The sequence below is a fragment of the Thiomonas sp. X19 genome (genome assembly GCF_900089495.1).
In the GTDB taxonomy this organism is placed as follows: domain Bacteria; phylum Pseudomonadota; class Gammaproteobacteria; order Burkholderiales; family Burkholderiaceae_C; genus Thiomonas_A.
The window spans coordinates 3,386,784-3,403,247 of sequence record NZ_LT605203.1; the positions used below are offsets into that span (position 1 = coordinate 3,386,784).

A 16,464-nucleotide genomic window follows, 5' to 3' on the forward strand; every position below is an offset into this window, starting at 1 on the left:
GATGCGCCGCCGTCTATGGGCTGGATTACTCGCCCTGCGCCTCATGGCCATCCAACGCTTGCTCCTGTTGGGCCTGGCACTGCTGCTGGCGAGTGGCTGCTGGCTTGCTGCACAGGCGGCAAACACGGCAACAATCGGGCAGCCGACCTGGCAACAACTCACGCCCATGCAACAGGCTGCTCTGGGGCCATTGCAGGCCGAGTGGCCGCATTTCGATGCTGATCGCAAACGCAAATGGCTGAATATTGCTGCGCGCTATTCGGCCATGAGCCCCGAGCAGCGCACCACGCTGCACCAGCGCATGGTCGAGTGGGTGCACATGAGCCCCCAGCAGCGCCGGCAAGCCCGCGAAAACTTCCTCGCCACGGGTAAGGCGCCGCTGGACAGCCGCAAACAGGCCTGGGAGCGCTACAAGAAGCTGCCCGAAGCTGAAAAACGCGCATTGGCCCGGGAAGCCAAACGCCCTCCGCACACGCCCGGCCATGTCGGACGCTACGAAGCCGAGCAGCGCCTCAAGAAGACCAAAACCGTGAGCCGAACGGTGGGCAATCCTCCCCGTCCCGCCAGCACGCCAGCGGCCGTTTCAGTGGCGCCGCCGACGCCTGCCCCCACGACGGCATCCAAGCCCATGGCGCCTCAACCACCGCCGCCCAGCCCCAAGCCCTGAGTACGGATTGGGACTCGCATCGGGTTGGAGTGCGGTTCAAGCGCCGAAGTCGATGCAGGTCCGGCGCCACCCGATCTCCACCTGAACACACGCACAGCCTCCCGCATGCCACCCAAGCCTTTGCAAGCACCCTCGCTGTATCGCCGGCTTGCTGCGCTGCTGTATGAATCCATCGTGCTGTTTGGCGTGGCCTGGCTTGCCGCACTGCTCTACGGTCTGGCGGTGGGCCAGCGCAGCGGCGTGATGGACAGGCATGGCTTGCAGGCGGTGGTCTTCTTGACACTGGCGATTTACTTCATCGGCTTCTGGCTCGGCCCCGGGCAGACTGTGGCGATGCGCGCCTGGCGTTTGCGCGTGGTGGATGCGAACGGCCGTCCGCTGCGTCTTGGCCGCGCCGGCTTGCGTTTCGTTTTGGGCTGGCTGTGGGTGTTGCCTGCACTGGCCTTGGCTTGGTTGACCGGGCTGGACCATGTGGCCGGGCTGGGCATGCTGTTCGGATGGATGGCCTTGTGGGCGCTGGCAAGCTACTTGCGGGCTGACCGCCAGTTCTGGCATGACGCCTGGGCCGGTACGAGACTGATCGACATTCCGCGCTGAGTGGGTTGTCATATTCCGCGCGTCCACACGATGCGCGCAAGACTTCCGCTGCGCAGCGGTGTTTGCCCCGCGTGATGGATGACATGTCACCCTTGTCATCCGCCTGTCACAAGACCTGGCTGCAATACGGCCATGCAGCCCAGCCATTTCAGTCCGACATCCACCGACGCGCACCGCTTCACACAGGCCTTGGCTGTTGGCGCTGCGCCTGACGGCACCGAAGACGCACAGGCCACTTACCAGTTCCGCACGCTCTGGCTGTCCGACATTCACCTCGGCACGCGCGACTGCAAGGCCGAAGCCCTGCTCGACCTGTTGCGCCACTGCCATGCCGGCACCATCTATCTGGTGGGCGACATCATCGACGGCTGGCAGTTGCGCAAGGGCTGGTATTGGCCGCAGGCGCACAACGACGTGGCGCAGAAGATGCTGCGCAAGGCCCGCAAGGGCTGCCGCGTGGTGTTCATCCCCGGCAATCACGATGAATTCGCACGCGACTTTCACGGCCTGCACTTCGGCGGCATCGAGGTGCTGTCCGACGCGGTGCATGTGACCGCCGACGGCGCGCGGCTCTGGATCGTGCATGGCGACTGGTTCGACGGCGTGGTGATGCACGCCAAGTGGCTCGCCCATCTCGGCGACGCGCTCTACATCTTCACCCTCACGCTCAACCGCTGGCTCAATCAGGCGCGCCACCGCCTGGGGTTTTCGTATTGGTCGCTGTCCCAATACCTCAAAGGCAAGGTCAAAAACGCCGTGAGCTATATCTCCAGCTTCGAGCAGTTGCTGGCCGAAGAGGCCGCTCGGCGGCAATGCGAGGGGGTGGTGTGCGGCCACATCCACCGCGCCGAATTGCGCAAGATCGATGGCAGCATCTACGCCAACTGCGGCGACTGGGTCGAAAGCCTCACCGCCCTGGTCGAGCTGCAGGACGGCACCCTGCAATTGCTGATGTGGAAGCCTTCCGCCTCGGCACCTGTCGTCCTGGCCGAGTTACCGCCGGGCAGCGCAAGCACCGGACAGGCCGAAGCCCCGACCCAACCCCAAGCGAGCCACGTCCCATGCGCATCCTGATCGTGAGCGACGCCTGGAGTCCCCAGGTCAATGGGGTGGTTCGCACCTTGAAGACCACCATCGAGCATTTGCGCGCCCAGGGCGAGGTGATCGAAGTCATCGAGCCGGGCCAGTTCCGCACGCTCCCCTGCCCGAGCTACCCCGAAATCCGCTTGAGCTGGCGGCCCAAAACATTGGTGATGCAGCGCATCGCCGCCTTCAGCCCGGACGTGGTGCACATCGCCACCGAAGGGCCGCTGGGCCTGGCCGCGAGGCGCGCCGCGCTGCAACTTCACATTCCCTTGACAACGGCCTACCACACCCGCTTTCCCGAGTATGTCAAAGCCCGCTTCGGCATTCCCTTGGCCTGGACCTACGCCTACCTGCGCTGGTTTCACAACGCCGCACGCATCACCCTGGTGCCGACCCAGGTGGTGCGCAGCGACCTCACGGCGCGGGGCCTGACCCGTCTGGCGCTGTGGTCGCGCGGGGTAGACGGGCGCATGTTCTTCCCACGCCATGTTCAACGGCTGGACGGCGTTCCGCCCATCTTCCTCTATGTCGGCCGGGTCGCAGTGGAGAAGAACATCGACGCCTTCCTCAATCTCGACCTTCCCGGCACCAAATGGGTCGTCGGCGAAGGCCCCGAACTCCACCGCATCCAGCGCGAACATCCCGGCGTGCGCTTTCTCGGCGTGCTCACACAAGACCGTCTCGCCGAGGTGTATTCCGGCGCCGACGTGTTCGTCTTCCCCAGCCGCACCGACACCTTCGGCCTGGTGCTGATCGAGGCCCTGGCCTGCGGCTGTCCGGTGGCGGCCTATCCCGTCACCGGCCCGGTGGACGTGATCGGCGATGCTCCCGCCGGCGTGCTGGACGAAGACCTGCGCGCCGCCTGCCTCGCCGCCTTGCGCATTCCGCGGCAAAACGCCGTGGCCCATGCCCGCCAGTTCACCTGGCAACGCGCCACCAGCCAGTTCCTGCAGCACCTGCGCGAAGCCGCCGAGCAGCCACCCCGACACCCCGCAGAGGCCAGCTAAGCTTGGGCAGAGCTTCAGATCCTGTCGAACTTCTGCCAAGCCAGCGTACGCACCTTGTCCCCCCATCCCTACAAAAGCAGGACGGGCGTGGCCCGCATCGTGCATGCCTTGCACAATTCGGCCAGTGGCCTGCGCACCGCATGGCGCACCGAATCGGCCTTCCGCCAGGAAGGCATGCTCACCCTCGTCATGCTGCCACTGGCCTTCTGGCTCGGCCACGGCGGCGTCGAACGTGCGTTGCTGGCAGGAACTGTGCTGTTGATTCCCGTGGTGGAGTTGCTCAACACGGCCGTGGAATACACCGTGGACCGGGTTTCGCTGGAGCGCCACGAACTGAGCAAGACCGCCAAGGACATGGGCAGTGCGGCGGTGTTGCTAACCTTAGTGCTCGCGTTTGTTGTGTGGTGCACAATTCTATTAAGTCATTTTTAATCAATAGCTTATAAATATTAACCATAATAATATAGTGGTCTTTTTGGGGGCTTTTTGGGGGAACGATTCCCCCACAATTCCCCCACGCACGACGCCATGTGACGCTGCGCGACGTCGCGCTTCCCCCAGATTTCCCCCATCGGACGACGCCGCGACCGGCCCTCGGATCGCAGCGACTGCGTTGCCGCCATGCCACATATGAACGTCGATCAGCCCGTCACCGACAACACAACAACATCCATTGCGTCACAATAGTCGCCAAGATCATTCTGGATTCCTCCAGCAACGACCGATCCTCTCCATGAGCGCCAGCACAACGATACTGAGACTGCTGCAATACGCCATACACCCCTCGGACAAGGTGCTGGGCGGTGTCTCGCGTGCCCACAAGCGCCACATGGAGCGTGGCGTCTTCGGCGCCGGAATTGGCCTACTCCTCGTTTTGCATCTTGATGCCGCAGTCGCCTCGCTCATCATGGCGCTGCTCGTAGCCGGGATCCTCGTTTCGGCCGTCCCAATCCTGCGCAGCCTGTCCGCGCACTTTCGGTCCAAAGCGCAGCGCGCCATTGGCGCCGCACGGCAAATAGCGGTCCTGGAACGTGTCATCACTCGCCTTTTGAGGGCGGCCCGTGCGGCGCACGCGTGGTTCATCACCACCCTCCGCAGCCAGGTGGAAACCCGGCCAGTGCACATCAGGCAGCGCGTCGTTGCGCACGTCTGCATCACCCCCCGCATCCTCCCCATCCCTGCCATCGCCCGCGCGTAATCGCGGGCTCCCCATTCCTTCGCGGCCGTTCCCCGGCTGTCCGCGTCGCGCATCCCATCCGTTATGGGGGTTGGGCCGCTCCACCTGGAGCGCCACATGGCAATCGACACCTACACCTTGCTCCTCGAGCAGGGCTATCCGCTTTCCCTGCACCTCGACGACGACCGTTTGCTTCAAGCCGTCGGCTTACCCACTGCGGGTGCAGCGCGTGCCCAAATTGCTCGGGGGCAGTTCGGCCTGCGCTATCGCCGCGTGGGCCGACGCTACATCGTCACCCTGCGTGATCTGGCCCTCTGGCTCGACGGCGGTGATGACAGCTCCACGGCACCAGGACGGGCATCGACGCCAGTTTCACCTTTGGCCCCGGCGCTCACGGAGGCCCCTGCCCGGCGGCGGCCTGGTCGTCCGCGACTGTCGGCCACCCTGGGCCTTGGGGGCCTCAAATGAGCGCGATCAACGTGCTGCTATCCCGACTCCAGGGCACACGACGCACAGGCAACAGGCGCTGGATCGCCCGCTGCCCGGCACACGAGGATCGCAACGCATCCCTGAGCATCCGGGAGCTGGAGGACGGCCTTGTCCTGTTCCATTGCTTCGCCGGCTGCGAAGCCGAAGCCGTGCTGCAGGGCGCAGGCCTCTCATGGCCCGATGTGCTGCCAGCGGAGCCTACTGCGCACCGCACGTTTCATGCGCTGGACGTGCTGCGCGCGTTGGAACAGGAAGCCCTGATCGTGGCCAGCGTCGCCGCCACCGTTGGCATGGGCTCCGCCCCCAGCGAGGACGACCGTCAGCGCGTGAGCCTTGCTCATGCACGCATTCTGGCCGGGCTGTGTCTGGCAGGGGGTGGACGATGAGCGCGATCGCTGAAGCCGACCACGCACTCGAAGCCGCGCGGCGCGGCGCATCCATCCTGGACGATGTCGCTGCCGCAAGCGCTCGGCGTCCAGCAGTGTCAGCGCTACCACCGCTGCCCTTGGCGCAAGCCCTGGAGCGCGCGCAAGGTCTGCTCGCACCGCCGACAAATGGAGGCAGTGGCGACTATCCACTGGAGGCCCTGGGGCCGCTGGCCGAGGCCGCCCGCGATCTGGCCGCCGGCGCACAGCTTGCACCTGCAATGGCCGGGCAATCCTTACTCGCTGCTGCGGCGCTGCTCGTGCAGTCCACCGCGAACGTGCAGACCCTGGATGGATCGACCAAGCCCCTGAGCCTGTATTGCCTGACCATCGCCAACTCAGGCGATGGCAAGGACACGGCAGACCGCCCAGCCCTGCGCCCTGTTCACGCATTTCAGCGCCAAGCAGGCCCGCAGTGGGAAGCGGATCGAGCCGCGTATGAGGACGCGAAGGCAAGCCGCAACAGGGGCGACGCAACGCCTGAGCCGATGGGACCCGCACCGTACCGGTTGGCTGCTGATCTGACCATCGAAGGGCTGCGACGCAGTTTTGTCGAGGGTGTCGCCGCGCAGGGCATTTTCAGCACAGAAGCCGCCATCGTGCTGGCCGGGCATGCCATGCAAGCGGAGCACCGCACAAATACCGCTGCCAATCTTTGCGGAATTTGGGATCGTGGACATCTGAGCGCGATTCGCGGTGGCGCGGGCCGGACCGAGCGTTACGGCGTGCGCCTGAGCGCGCACCTGCTGATCCAGCCCGCAGCACTGGGAGACGTGCTGAACGATGAAAGCCTGGCAGGCGTCGGATTCTGGCCGCGATTCTTGCTCGCCTGGCCTGCACCCCTGGAGCCGCGCAAGTACAAGCCTTGGAAGCCTGAAAGCAGCGAGGCCTTGCGCCGGTACTGGGGCGACTGTGAGCGCCTGCTGGCGCGCCCCATGCCGGTGGATTGTGACGCCTTGCCGGTGATCGAACTGGACAGCGGCGCGACGCGGCACATGGCCCGGTTTTTCGAGGGCATGGAGTATGAAGGCCGCAAGGGTGATCTGCGCGACGTGCGCCCGTTCACCTTGCGTGCCACGGAACTGGCCTGTCGGATTGCGGGCGTACTGGCTGCATTCGCCGGGATTCAAACCATCGACGTGGGCCTGGCCGAATGTGGCGCCGTGCTGGCTGCGCATGCGCTGGACAACTGGCAAGCCGCACTCGCGGGCAAGGCCGACCCCGTACCAGGCTGGGCTTCGACCTTGTATCGCTGGCTGGCCACCCGTGGCGATCCGGTCGCGATCCGGGATCTGACCAAATTAGCCCCCGCCAGCGTGCGCCCGCGCAGCCGCAGGGATGCGGCCATCGACCGCCTGAAGGCTTGCGGGTTGGTGGCCATGGATGAAGGCGACATCGGTGCTTTGGGGGTGGACCATGCGCGCAACTGACATCGTCAAATCCGCATTCCGCCCCGTGACTCCTGCGGATGTTGCGGATGCTGCGGACACCCGCATGCAGACTCGCTCGATGGGTTTGCGGAACCCTGCGGATGGCTGCGGATATCTCACAAATGATGGATCTGTCCGCAAGGTTCCGCAACCCTCCGCAAGCTCCGAAACCCGCATGGATGCTGGCGATCCGCAGCATCCGCAGGTTCCGCAGCCAGCCTGTGGGGGAAACGCGCACGCGTCGGTCCATCCACCGTGTTGCACAGCCCGCCAGACCTGTCATGCGCATGACCCTGCCGACACCCTCCTTGCGTGTCTGAGCCATCTGCGCACACATGGTGTGGTACTGGCGCTGGAGCATGGACAGATTGTGGCGCGAGGGCTGGAACAGGGCGACCCCGTGACGCAGGATGCCTGTGCCGTCTCGCTGGCCGCGCGCCATGCAGAACTACTCGCCGCACTGCGTGCGCAACACACGGCAACCGAGGTCATCACCAAGGCCGCCCAGCGCGACTGCTGGGACTGCCAACACCTGCGCACCCTCAACGACGAGCCGGGCAACAAACTGCCGCAGTGCAAGCGTGGCCACCCGCTCGTGTGGCGGCGTATCGGCCCGGGAGGCGTGCGCACAGCGCCCACCCGATTCGACATGCGTGCATGTCCCGACAAGGATCCCTGATGCAACGTCGAACCCAATGCAGGAAGGTGAGGCTGTTGGATCGGTACAGGGTAGGCCACGGGTTTACTTCGGCACGCCGAAGCAAGCCCCGAGGCACCTGGTCAGGCTCCGCCCGACACCCGCATGCTCACCCCCTTCGGCACGTACAGCACACCGATTTCGCTTCTCCGCACCGTTGGTTTGTCGCACCCTTTGCGTGCCGTCTTTGATCCTCTTCCGGAGTTCAACCATGTCTGCATCCATCCCAGCATCCGCCACCCATTCCCCCAAGACATCCCGCCCATCGGCCGACGAGGCCCTGCGCAAACTGGACGGCGCCGACGCCGTCACCGACGCCCTGCTCGGCAAGAAGAAAACCTCCATCGCCGAATGCTTTATCGAGGCCCGTCGGCAGGACATTCAGAAGCTGCTCGACGGCGGCTTGTCCGTGGCCCGCTACGCCGCCTTGCTGGCCCCCAAGCTGGACATGAAACCCTCGACCCTGCAGGCCGCCTTGACCAAGGCCGGGTTCGTGTCGCTACAAGCCAAAGCCCCTGGCGCCTCGCAAGCGGCAAACAAATCGGCACCGAAGACCCCGCCCCCGGCGCAACCGGCGCCCCAGTCGGCCGCGCCGTCCGGCCTGCCGTCTTCAACCCAGCCGGCCCAACCCCAGCCCATCACGGATGCCGACTTGCGCCCGATTCTCGCCTTGCTGGACTTTGGCCAGCCCGGCGCCCCGCCGACCCCGAGTGATCGGGCCCGGGTGCGGGGCTGGGTCGAAAAGCACGGCGTCGCCAAAACCGAAGCCCTGTTCCAACAATGGCGGGCCTTCAATGGCCCCGAGGTGCCGGCCTATCCGTCGTCGGTTCACGCGATCATGCGCTAGCCATGGCCAAGCGCACCCGCATCGTGAACTGCAAGGTGACGGAGCAGGAGCTTGCGCGGATCCGCCACTTGGCCGACGCCGCCATGACCACCACCAGCGGCTATCTGCGCAGCGTGGCGCTGAGTGAGGATGTTCGCCTGCGGCGCATGACCGCGCTGCAGGCCGAGCTGCGCAAGCTGGGTGGCCTGCAAAAACACCTCGCCACGCTGCACGACTGGACGCCGGAGCAGCGGCGACAGTTCGATTGCGTGCGCCAGACGCTGATCGACACGGCCAAGCTCGTGCAGGAGGCGGTCCATGCTCGGTAAGGTCATCCCCAAAAAGGCTGAAGGTGGAAGCAAAGGCTTCGCGGACGTGGTGCGCTACATTGCCCGCGACCGCGACGACCAGGCCGAGCTGCGCGGGCAGTTCGGCACCCCCGAGATGGGCGCGTTCCACCTCGACTGTTCGCTGGACACCCTGGAGGATCGACGCGAGGCCATCGCCATCCTCGATCTGACCGCTGAGGCTGTCCGCTCCAGTAGGAAGACCGGGCACCCGGCCTATCACATCGAGTTCTCCTGGAAAGACGGGGAGCATCCAAGCCGCCAGCAAGTGGAGCAGGCCACCGACCATCTGATGACGGCGGTGGGCATGCAGGGTCATCAGGCGCTGTGGGCCATTCACAAGGACACCGACAACGACCATGTGCACCTGGTCATCAACCGCGTGCATCCCGACACCCTCAGGATGCAGAAGATCCAGAAGCGGGACTGGTTCAGCATCGACCGGGCCATGCGCGAGATTGAAGGCGTCCAGGGCTGGCGGCACGACCACGGGCCTTGGGTGGCGCTCAAGGTCGAGAGCGGGAGGGAACAGATCGTCCGGATGAGCCGAGCCCAACGGCTTGCGCGGGGCTTGCTCAAGGATGGACCTGCCATCAGCGCCGCAGCCGTCCGCGCCGAGCAGAACATCGGCGCCGAGGCATTCCAGACCTGGGTGGCGGGCAAACCTGCGCGCCTGCTGCGCCATATCGTGAACCGCCCCGGCGCAACCTGGGACGATGTGCATTTCATCCTGGCGGACTTGGGGCTGACGATGGCTCCCAAGGGCTCCGGGATGGTGGTCACGACAACGCTGGCCGATGGCCGGGTGCTGGCCGCCAAGGCGTCGCAGATGGGACGCTGGCAGCAAGTCTGCCCTGGAACGTCAGCTCGGACCCTACCGGGCACCAGGGGCGCACCTGAACGCGCAGCGCGGCCTGGCACCGGAGGGGAGCTATCAGCGGCACCTGGACGCCGAGCGGGTCCGGGATCAAGGCCCGAAGTTGAAGGGCAGCGACAGGGGCAGTGACCCGCAGCGCGCAGCGCGTCGGGACGAGCGTGCCAGAGCACGCCAGGCGCTGGCTGAGCGGTACAAGCGGGAGCAGGACGCGTTGCGTGCTCAGCGCCCAGCCCTGCGCCAGTCGCTGGCCGCGCGGCACCGGGCCGAGCGTCAGCAGCTCAGCATCGAGCTGCGACACGAGCGGGCAGCTGGAATCGCCGAGAACAAAGCCTTGGGGCTGGGGCCGCAGAACGCCATCTCCCAGTGGGCTTATGAGGCGGCCAAGCGGCGCGAGGCGCTGCAAAAGCGCCAAGCTGCCGAACGGCACGAGCTGACCCAGAAAATCCCGCGCACTCAGGTCTGGCACACCTGGCTGGAGCAGCAGGCGCAAGCCGGCGATGAGGCGGCGCGAACTGCGCTGCGCGGCATTCGGTATCGCGAACAGCGCGGCAAGAACAAATCTCAGGATGGCATCGAGGGGGAAGAGCTCGACCCCTTGCGCAGGCTCACCGTGGCCGCGCTGCAGGCCGAGATTGATCATCGTCGGCAATGCGTGATCTACCGGGGCCTGGATGGGCGAGAGAAGTTCACCGACATCGGACCACGCCTTGTGATGCACGACAAGTCGGCCGACAGCCTGGAGGCCGCTTTGCGGATTGCGGCGCAGAAGTTTGGTGGAAAAGTGGACATCACCGGCAGCTCGGAGTTCAGGGAACGGGCGGCACGGCAGGCGGTGCGGCTGGGAATCGAGGTCGCGAATGCTGATCTTGCGGCGGTGGTGGCCGATGAGCAGGCCAAGGTCCAACAAACGCGCGGAACCTGGCTTGTCCCGCGACAAGCGCAGAGCGTGATGCAGCAGTGCGATACGCCACGGCGCCAGAACCTCGCGCAGCCCGCTCCAGCGCAGGACGAGGCCTTGATGGCCGGGGTGCGCGAGCGGGTGGCGACGTTCATCGCCGAAGCTGGACAGCGGACCGCGTCCAATGCTTGGCAACCTGGCCCGGGGCAAGCACCCAGCCAGAGCCGCGACCCCATCGACAGCGCGGACCTGGCAGGAGAGTCCATTCTGGCGCATCTTTCATCCCAAGGCTGGGATGCTCTTGAACTGGCTGGCCAGGGCCAAGCCCTGGCTCCTGGGCAGCAGGCCTTGTTGTGCAACGGCGAGCAGCCGGATTTGGTGAATGCGCAAGGCCAACTCACGCCATTGGGGCAGGCGGCCTACGCTCGCCAGCAGGACCGGCTTGCGCAAGAGCGCAAGGTCTTGCAGAAGCTGACGGAGGAGAGGCGGCGATCCCGGCCCAGTCCTGCAGCAGCTCCGCCACCGGCTGCTGATACGTCAAAAACGGCGATGCCGCAAGCGCAGGACCAGGCGCCAAAGCAAGCCGAGCCTGTGAAATCTGTGCCCTTCCTGCCCATGCTGGATCTGAGCCCATTGCCCCAGCAAGACAGCGAGCATGGTCAGGAGCCCGGGGTGCCTCGGCGCAGCCAGCCGAGAAGCAGCAGGGGGCATGGGCGGGGTGGACACGGGCGGTGATGCTCCAGCCATGGGGACGTGGCCCATGGGCAAACCGGTCCAGAGGCAATGGCTCTTGCCGTTGCACCATGCCTGTCAGCCATTTTGATGCTCCTGAATACACGACGCAATATCGCAAAACGCGATAACATGGCGCCATGCACGTCATCTCGAAGAAGGCGCTCCAGATGTTCTGGGTCAAGCATCCGCAGGCCAAGGCGCCGCTGGAGGCGTGGTACCGCGTGGTGAGTTTGACCGGATTCGAGCACTTCGCAGCCATCAAACAGACCTTCAATGCAGCTGACTATGTGCCGCCGTTCACGGTGTTCGACGTGGGCGGCAACAACTTTCGCGTGATCGCCGTCATCCACTACAACCGGCAAAAACTGTACATCCGCCATGTCTTCACCCATGCGGACTACGACCGCTGGAGCCAGACCAACAGGAGCAAGAAACCATGAACGCAGTCACCCTCGATGTCGCGGCCATTGCCCCGGCCTGGCGCGCGTTTCAGGCCAGTTTGCCGGTGCACATCGGCCCCATCCGCAGCGAAGCGCAGTATGAGCAAGCCGTGGCCTTGATGAATGGTCTGCTCGATGTTGTAGGCGACCATGAAGGGCACGAACTGGCTGAGTTTCTGGACCTAGTTGGTCAGTTGGTCGAGGACTATGAAAACACCCGTCACGCCGTCCCCGATGCGCCTCCACACGAGGTGCTGCGCTTTTTCATGGAGCAACATGCGCTCAAGCAGGCTGACCTGGCCGAGGAGATCGGCGGGCAGTCGGCGGTGAGCGACATCCTGCATGGCAAGCGCGAGATCAACGCACGCCAGGCTCGCGCACTGGCAAACAGGTTTTCGGTGTCGCCCGCCGTGTTTCTTTGACGTTCTCGAAACTCAACTGGCGTTACGCCAGGTGGTGACCATCAATCGAGCAACGCTATCGAGAACGCTAACCCGTTGAATCCAGGGCGGGTGCGTACTCGATCCAATCGTTCACGAAAACAGTGGATTGGGGTGTCGTCGTACAGGATCGGCGACGAAGGCCGCTACGGTTCATCCCCGCCAGCGCGGGGAACACGGCGTATGCTCGCCCTTGAGTCGTCACGCCTATGGTTCATCCCCGCCAGCGCGGGGAACACGTCGGGACTGTAACCTAAACATCGATTGAACTCGGTTCATCCCCGCCAGCGCGGGGAACACACTTATCACAACTTGTTGTTTCCTTTTTGTCGACTTATTTATCGACTGCTGAGTAAATCAATCACTTACATGGCATGGATGCGTTCCGTCGCGGAATTTCTCGGCTATCGCTTGGGAGCTTTCAGACGCTGGCTTGAGGCTGCTGGATTGCCCACCGCCGCGAGCCTTGCAATGCACAGGAAAATGACGGTCGTGGGAACTGGCCTGCCAAAGCGATGAAATTCGCTTTGGATTCAAGATACGTTGCTTGTGTTCTGCCCCTCCATCTTGTAGCGCTTGAGTTTTTCCCACAACGTTTTGCGACTGATGCCCAGGCTGTTGGCAGTCTTCATCATCTGGCCGTGATTCTGAGACACACAATGTTGCAGGTAGTCGCGTTCAATGCGCGCCAGATAGTGGTCCAGGGGCTCGGGATTGGGCAGCGCTTGCGGGTCTTGCCCCAAAGCACGGTTCGAACAGGGAAGACCGGCTCGTTCCCACCGTACCCAGCAATCGGCTGAAAAGTGATAAGCACGCTCCAGGGTGGCGAAGAGTTCCCGTATATTGCCCTCCCAAGTCTGCAGCTTGGCCCAGGTGACGAATTGCGGATCGAGTCGCTTGGTTTGGTTCAGGCGTGCATTGAGGACATCCACATGGCGGTGAGCCAGCCATCCGATGTCTTCGACGCGTTCGCGCAAGGGGGGCAAATGAATCGGTATGCCGCTGAGCCGGAAATAGAGATCCTGCCTGAATGCCCCGGTATCGACGAGCTTGTCGAGAGGCTTGTGAGTCGCGCAGATCACGCGCACCTTGACCTGAATCGCCCGCTCGCTGCCAACACGCCGGATCTGCCCATCCTGCAGGACACGCAGCAGCTTGACCTGGACGTTGGGTGGCATGTCGCCGACCTCGTCGAGAAAGAGCGCGCCACCATCGGCCTGCTCGAACACACCGCTATGGCGCTTGCCGGCCCCCGTGAATGCACCGGCCTCGTGGCCGAACAGTTCGGATTCGAGCAGGTTTTCGCTGATCGCGGCGCAATTGATGGCGACGAAAGGAATCGTCTTGCCTTGCTGCTCCAGCATCAGGGTGTGGATGCGTTGCGCGACCACTTCCTTGCCCGTGCCAGTTTCTCCTTGGAGCAGCACCGGAAGGTCCATCGTGGCGATGCGTGCAATGAGGCTCTCGAGCGCTTGTGAGACTGGGGAGGCGCCGAACCACGCATCGGGAGAAGCGCAGGGGGTCGGCAGCCAGTCGTGCAGGCGCCGCATCAGGGCGTCGACGTCGAATGGCTTTTGGATGTAATCCCAGGCTCCTTGGCGAACCAGATGCACGGCCTGGTCGACCGAACCGAACCCGGTCATGAAAATCGCGGGCGGGCAGCAGCCACCATAGCGCCGGACCATGGTGGCAAGCAGGCTTTCTCCGTCACCGTCGGGGAGGCGTATGTCACTTAGCACCAGCGGGTACAGCCTTTCCTGCAGGGCTTCGCGCGCCTCGGCCAGGTTGTGCGCCCATTCGACCTGGTAGTGCTCGAGTTGCAGGCGCTGGAGCAGAGATTCGCCCATGATCGGGTCGTCTTCCACCAACAAAACGGTGTGATCTTGCACGGCGTGTCTCCTCGGGGTTTTGGTCATGCGGCTCTTGCGGTCGCATTCATCAAATGTAATGTGAATCAGCCCGAGTGGCGTAGCGGGATTTCGATCATGGCTGTCGTCGTGCCCGCTGCGTGCGACAGGGTCAGACTGCCACCGATGTCCGACAGCAACCTGCGACTTTCCCACAGTCCGAAGCCGGACGTGGAGGGAAGCCCGGATGGGTTATCGCCGCCCATGGCCGTCATAGGCGGTGCGGCCCCTTGATTGCGCACCGTGATCCGCAAAGTCCCAGCAGCGGCTGAAAGCTCAGCCGCGAAAACCAGCGTGGAGCCCACCAGCGCGGCGTGACAGGCATTGAGCAGAATATTGAGCGTGGCCTGCCGCACGGGGCCGGCGGCCAGAGGGATGCTCTCGGGCACGTCGAACCCGGTTTGCAAGGCAATCTGGCGCTCGTGGCGGCAGGGTCCGACAAGTTCCGCCAGATCGCATAGATCCTGCTGCAGGAGATCACGCTCGGCGGGGCGTGTCTGAGCCAGCAACGCTTGAGCAATGGTGCGCAATTGTTCGAGGCCGCGGTCGAGTAGATTCAGGGTTTGCTGTGTGGTGTCGTCGAAGCTTCCGAAGCGCTTCGCGGTACGCACGGCATTGATCATGCCTCCCAGTGGGTTGTTGATTTCATGAGCCGTGGCCGCAGCCAGGGCTCCGACTGCGGCGAGTTTGTCGGCACGCCGGGATTGCTCGACCTGTTCCAGCAATTGAGTAAAGGCACGCGCCAATGCACCGACCTCGTCCGCGCGGCCCGCAAGCGCCGAACCCACCTGCTGCGCCTGGCCGTTGTCCAGTGCCATCGACTGCCGCAACCTCGCCAGAGGGCTGAGCATGCGCCGATTGAGCATCCAGATAATGGGCACGAAGAGCGCAACGGCAAACGCCGTGATGCTTCCGATCCACCACAGCATGGATAGCAGCCGGGAGCGGTACAGCGCATCGCTCACCGCATAGACCAAGGTGCCTGCGCTTGGGCCTGAACCACCGCGCAATGCGCTGACGTAAATGCGCCAGTGGCCGCTCTGAATGGGAGGTGAAAGCCCAGGTCGGTGACGCCCCTCCAGATTGTCCAGCGATGAGAGTTTCAACGTGCCCGGTGCCCAGAGCGGAGCCCAGTCGGGTGGCCTGGCAGTCGGGAACAAGTGAGGATTCGAACTGGCGAACACGCTTCCGCCCGGGGTTAGCACGACAGCCAGGCTTTGCACACTGCCTCGACCGGTTTCAGCCGAGGTGACCGAGGTCAGCGCCTCGTACATGCCCCAGACGTTGTCTTGTTGAATCAAAGAAGGCAGGCTCTTGTTCCAGGCAGCCATGGCTTGAAAAGCGCCCGCATCCACATCCTCGATCAAGTAGCGCTGGGTTAGCCATCCGAGGCCGGAGGCCACCAACAAAGCGGTCAACACGACCAACGTTGCAGCGACCAGCGGCAGGCGAAATAACAGGGATTGTGGTAATGCCAAGCGCACAAGATTCATGCCGATTCGTAAATCTCACTCAGCGGAATGGGGGGATGGGTGCCATTCAAAATTTCCGTGAGTTCCTGAATACCCAAGAACCACGCCTCCTGAGGCAAAAGAAAACTCTCCAAATCGAGACTTTGCAGAAGTGCCCGGCCTTGTTGGGTGGTTTGTGCCTTCAATAATGCATTTTGTAGGCGCAGATGTAAGCCCATATCCAGGTTTTTACGCGTCACGATGGGAGGGAATCCGTAGTGCCTGGACTTGGCGACGATGCGAGTTTTCAAGGCTGAAGACGAGCCATTTTTCAGGAGGACTTCCCAAATATATCCATCGACGGTACCAGAGTCTGCCAAACCGCTGGCGACCGCCTCGACAACTTTATGGAGTGAATAGGTAAAAAACGTCGCTCTGAAAAAATTCTGTGGCGTTTGGTTCAGGGAACGTAAAGCGACAACTGGTACTAGGTATCCTGAATTCGATAAAGGATCGTCGAATGCGAAAACATCGCCTTTCAAACCGGGAAGGCTATGCGGTGCCGTGCGTTTGGCCGACGTGATGAGATAACTCTGATACCAGGGTTGACCATGCCAGCCAGGCTGCGCGCACAGGCGGACGAATCCCCGCGCCACGACATAGGGAAAGCCACAAATCCAAGCGGCCTCCATCTCATCGGAACGCAACGCTTCGAGCGCTTCCTGATAGGTAGCTTTTTGGATCATCTGAACAGGCATGCGAAGTTCAGTTTGCAGGAAATCTTGCCATTTTGGAATGGCGACATCGTGCAAAAAAACGTCGGTGACGCCGAACCGGAATGGTTTTGATCTTGGAATTTGGCTGTGTTGAGCTAGCGCAGGATTTGCCCATGTTGCGCCAAGTATTTTGAGGGTAGCCCTGCGATCCATGATTGACGTCCAATGTTACGGAAACGAAACGATACTTCA

The 16,464-nt window shown here is 63.4% G+C and carries 19 protein-coding genes; 16 read left to right on the forward strand and 3 right to left on the reverse strand.

The genetic code is table 11. The annotated features are described in order from the left end of the window. Position 1 precedes the first annotated feature (1 nt). The 16 genes from THIX_RS16315 to THIX_RS16400 all read left to right on the forward strand — a co-directional run bounded on the left by THIX_RS16315 (position 2) and on the right by THIX_RS16400 (position 12,120). Complete coding sequence (locus tag THIX_RS16315) at positions 2–667, forward strand: DUF3106 domain-containing protein (RefSeq protein WP_158540928.1); 666 nt, start codon at positions 2–4, stop codon at positions 665–667. 105 nt (positions 668–772) lie between these two features. Further along, entirely contained in the window at positions 773–1,264 is a 492-nt protein-coding gene (locus THIX_RS16320) for an RDD family protein (protein WP_112487016.1), read from the forward strand. Between the two features lie 132 nt (positions 1,265–1,396). Next, on the forward strand, positions 1,397–2,338 hold the full coding sequence (locus THIX_RS16325; RefSeq protein ID WP_112487017.1) for a UDP-2,3-diacylglucosamine diphosphatase: 942 nt from the start codon (positions 1,397–1,399) through the stop codon (positions 2,336–2,338). Beyond that, entirely contained in the window at positions 2,326–3,357 is a 1,032-nt protein-coding gene (locus THIX_RS16330; RefSeq protein ID WP_112487018.1) for a glycosyltransferase family 1 protein, read from the forward strand. Before THIX_RS16325 ends, THIX_RS16330 begins: the two co-directional genes overlap by 13 nt. 87 nt (positions 3,358–3,444) lie before the next feature. Further along, entirely contained in the window at positions 3,445–3,789 is a 345-nt protein-coding gene (locus THIX_RS16335; protein ID WP_199195322.1) for a diacylglycerol kinase, read from the forward strand. Between the two features lie 301 nt (positions 3,790–4,090). Then, positions 4,091–4,555, forward strand: coding sequence for a hypothetical protein (locus THIX_RS16340; RefSeq protein WP_112487020.1), 465 nt, complete (start codon positions 4,091–4,093; stop codon positions 4,553–4,555). Between the two features lie 96 nt (positions 4,556–4,651). Then, entirely contained in the window at positions 4,652–5,002 is a 351-nt protein-coding gene (locus tag THIX_RS16345) for a hypothetical protein (RefSeq protein ID WP_146748593.1), read from the forward strand. Beyond that, positions 4,999–5,409 (forward strand): DNA primase, encoded by a 411-nt coding sequence (locus THIX_RS16350; protein WP_112487022.1) that lies wholly within the window; start codon positions 4,999–5,001, stop codon positions 5,407–5,409. Before THIX_RS16345 ends, THIX_RS16350 begins: the two co-directional genes overlap by 4 nt. Continuing rightward, positions 5,406–6,878: a DUF3987 domain-containing protein gene (locus THIX_RS16355; RefSeq protein ID WP_112487023.1), complete on the forward strand. Its 1,473-nt coding sequence runs from the start codon at positions 5,406–5,408 to the stop codon at positions 6,876–6,878. The genes THIX_RS16350 and THIX_RS16355 overlap by 4 nt, the downstream gene beginning before the upstream one ends. Before the next feature lie 175 nt (positions 6,879–7,053). Further along, positions 7,054–7,557: a hypothetical protein gene (locus THIX_RS16360; RefSeq protein WP_146748594.1), complete on the forward strand. Its 504-nt coding sequence runs from the start codon at positions 7,054–7,056 to the stop codon at positions 7,555–7,557. Positions 7,558–7,786: 229 nt separating this feature from the next. Then, positions 7,787–8,422, forward strand: a complete 636-nt coding sequence (locus tag THIX_RS23155; RefSeq protein WP_146748595.1) for a hypothetical protein — start codon at positions 7,787–7,789, stop codon at positions 8,420–8,422. A gap of 2 nt (positions 8,423–8,424) precedes the next feature. Further along, positions 8,425–8,730: a hypothetical protein gene (locus THIX_RS16380; protein ID WP_146748596.1), complete on the forward strand. Its 306-nt coding sequence runs from the start codon at positions 8,425–8,427 to the stop codon at positions 8,728–8,730. Beyond that, complete coding sequence (locus tag THIX_RS16385) at positions 8,720–9,754, forward strand: relaxase/mobilization nuclease domain-containing protein (RefSeq protein WP_112487029.1); 1,035 nt, start codon at positions 8,720–8,722, stop codon at positions 9,752–9,754. Before THIX_RS16380 ends, THIX_RS16385 begins: the two co-directional genes overlap by 11 nt. Then, complete coding sequence (locus THIX_RS16390; protein ID WP_112487030.1) at positions 9,729–11,258, forward strand: LPD7 domain-containing protein; 1,530 nt, start codon at positions 9,729–9,731, stop codon at positions 11,256–11,258. Before THIX_RS16385 ends, THIX_RS16390 begins: the two co-directional genes overlap by 26 nt. Positions 11,259–11,395: 137 nt before the next feature. Further along, complete coding sequence (locus tag THIX_RS16395) at positions 11,396–11,698, forward strand: type II toxin-antitoxin system HigB family toxin (RefSeq protein ID WP_112487031.1); 303 nt, start codon at positions 11,396–11,398, stop codon at positions 11,696–11,698. Next, positions 11,695–12,120 carry a type II toxin-antitoxin system HigA family antitoxin gene (locus THIX_RS16400; protein WP_112487032.1) on the forward strand — a complete coding sequence of 142 codons (426 nt, stop codon included), beginning with the start codon at positions 11,695–11,697 and terminating at the stop codon, positions 12,118–12,120. The genes THIX_RS16395 and THIX_RS16400 overlap by 4 nt, the downstream gene beginning before the upstream one ends. A 551-nt stretch (positions 12,121–12,671) precedes the next feature. Here the strand turns inward: THIX_RS16400 and THIX_RS16405 are convergent. From THIX_RS16405 to THIX_RS16415, 3 genes are all read right to left on the reverse strand, one after another. Then, positions 12,672–14,027, reverse strand: a complete 1,356-nt coding sequence (locus tag THIX_RS16405; protein WP_112488425.1) for a sigma-54 dependent transcriptional regulator — start codon at positions 14,025–14,027, stop codon at positions 12,672–12,674. A 65-nt stretch (positions 14,028–14,092) separates the two neighbouring features. Then, complete coding sequence (locus THIX_RS16410) at positions 14,093–15,523, reverse strand: HAMP domain-containing sensor histidine kinase (RefSeq protein ID WP_233224602.1); 1,431 nt, start codon at positions 15,521–15,523, stop codon at positions 14,093–14,095. Positions 15,524–15,534: 11 nt separating this feature from the next. Continuing rightward, positions 15,535–16,425, reverse strand: coding sequence for a PhnD/SsuA/transferrin family substrate-binding protein (locus THIX_RS16415; RefSeq protein ID WP_112487034.1), 891 nt, complete (start codon positions 16,423–16,425; stop codon positions 15,535–15,537). Between the last annotated feature and the right edge of the window lie 39 nt (positions 16,426–16,464).

Excerpts from the sequence above, each read along its gene's own strand:
- THIX_RS16315 (WP_158540928.1), top strand. The coding sequence starts at position 2 with ATGCGCCGCCGTCTATGGGCTGGATTACTCGCCCTGCGCCTCATGGCC.
- THIX_RS16415 (WP_112487034.1), bottom strand. The coding sequence starts at position 16,425 with ATGGATCGCAGGGCTACCCTCAAAATACTTGGCGCAACATGGGCAAAT.
- THIX_RS23155 (WP_146748595.1), top strand. The coding sequence starts at position 7,787 with ATGTCTGCATCCATCCCAGCATCCGCCACCCATTCCCCCAAGACATCC.
- THIX_RS16325 (WP_112487017.1), top strand. The coding sequence starts at position 1,397 with ATGCAGCCCAGCCATTTCAGTCCGACATCCACCGACGCGCACCGCTTC.
- THIX_RS16360 (WP_146748594.1), top strand. The coding sequence starts at position 7,054 with ATGGATGCTGGCGATCCGCAGCATCCGCAGGTTCCGCAGCCAGCCTGT.
- THIX_RS16350 (WP_112487022.1), top strand. The coding sequence starts at position 4,999 with ATGAGCGCGATCAACGTGCTGCTATCCCGACTCCAGGGCACACGACGC.
- THIX_RS16330 (WP_112487018.1), top strand. The coding sequence starts at position 2,326 with ATGCGCATCCTGATCGTGAGCGACGCCTGGAGTCCCCAGGTCAATGGG.
- THIX_RS16340 (WP_112487020.1), top strand. The coding sequence starts at position 4,091 with ATGAGCGCCAGCACAACGATACTGAGACTGCTGCAATACGCCATACAC.
- THIX_RS16355 (WP_112487023.1), top strand. The coding sequence starts at position 5,406 with ATGAGCGCGATCGCTGAAGCCGACCACGCACTCGAAGCCGCGCGGCGC.
- THIX_RS16400 (WP_112487032.1), top strand. The coding sequence starts at position 11,695 with ATGAACGCAGTCACCCTCGATGTCGCGGCCATTGCCCCGGCCTGGCGC.
- THIX_RS16380 (WP_146748596.1), top strand. The coding sequence starts at position 8,425 with ATGGCCAAGCGCACCCGCATCGTGAACTGCAAGGTGACGGAGCAGGAG.
- THIX_RS16385 (WP_112487029.1), top strand. The coding sequence starts at position 8,720 with ATGCTCGGTAAGGTCATCCCCAAAAAGGCTGAAGGTGGAAGCAAAGGC.
- THIX_RS16395 (WP_112487031.1), top strand. The coding sequence starts at position 11,396 with ATGCACGTCATCTCGAAGAAGGCGCTCCAGATGTTCTGGGTCAAGCAT.
- THIX_RS16320 (WP_112487016.1), top strand. The coding sequence starts at position 773 with ATGCCACCCAAGCCTTTGCAAGCACCCTCGCTGTATCGCCGGCTTGCT.
- THIX_RS16345 (WP_146748593.1), top strand. The coding sequence starts at position 4,652 with ATGGCAATCGACACCTACACCTTGCTCCTCGAGCAGGGCTATCCGCTT.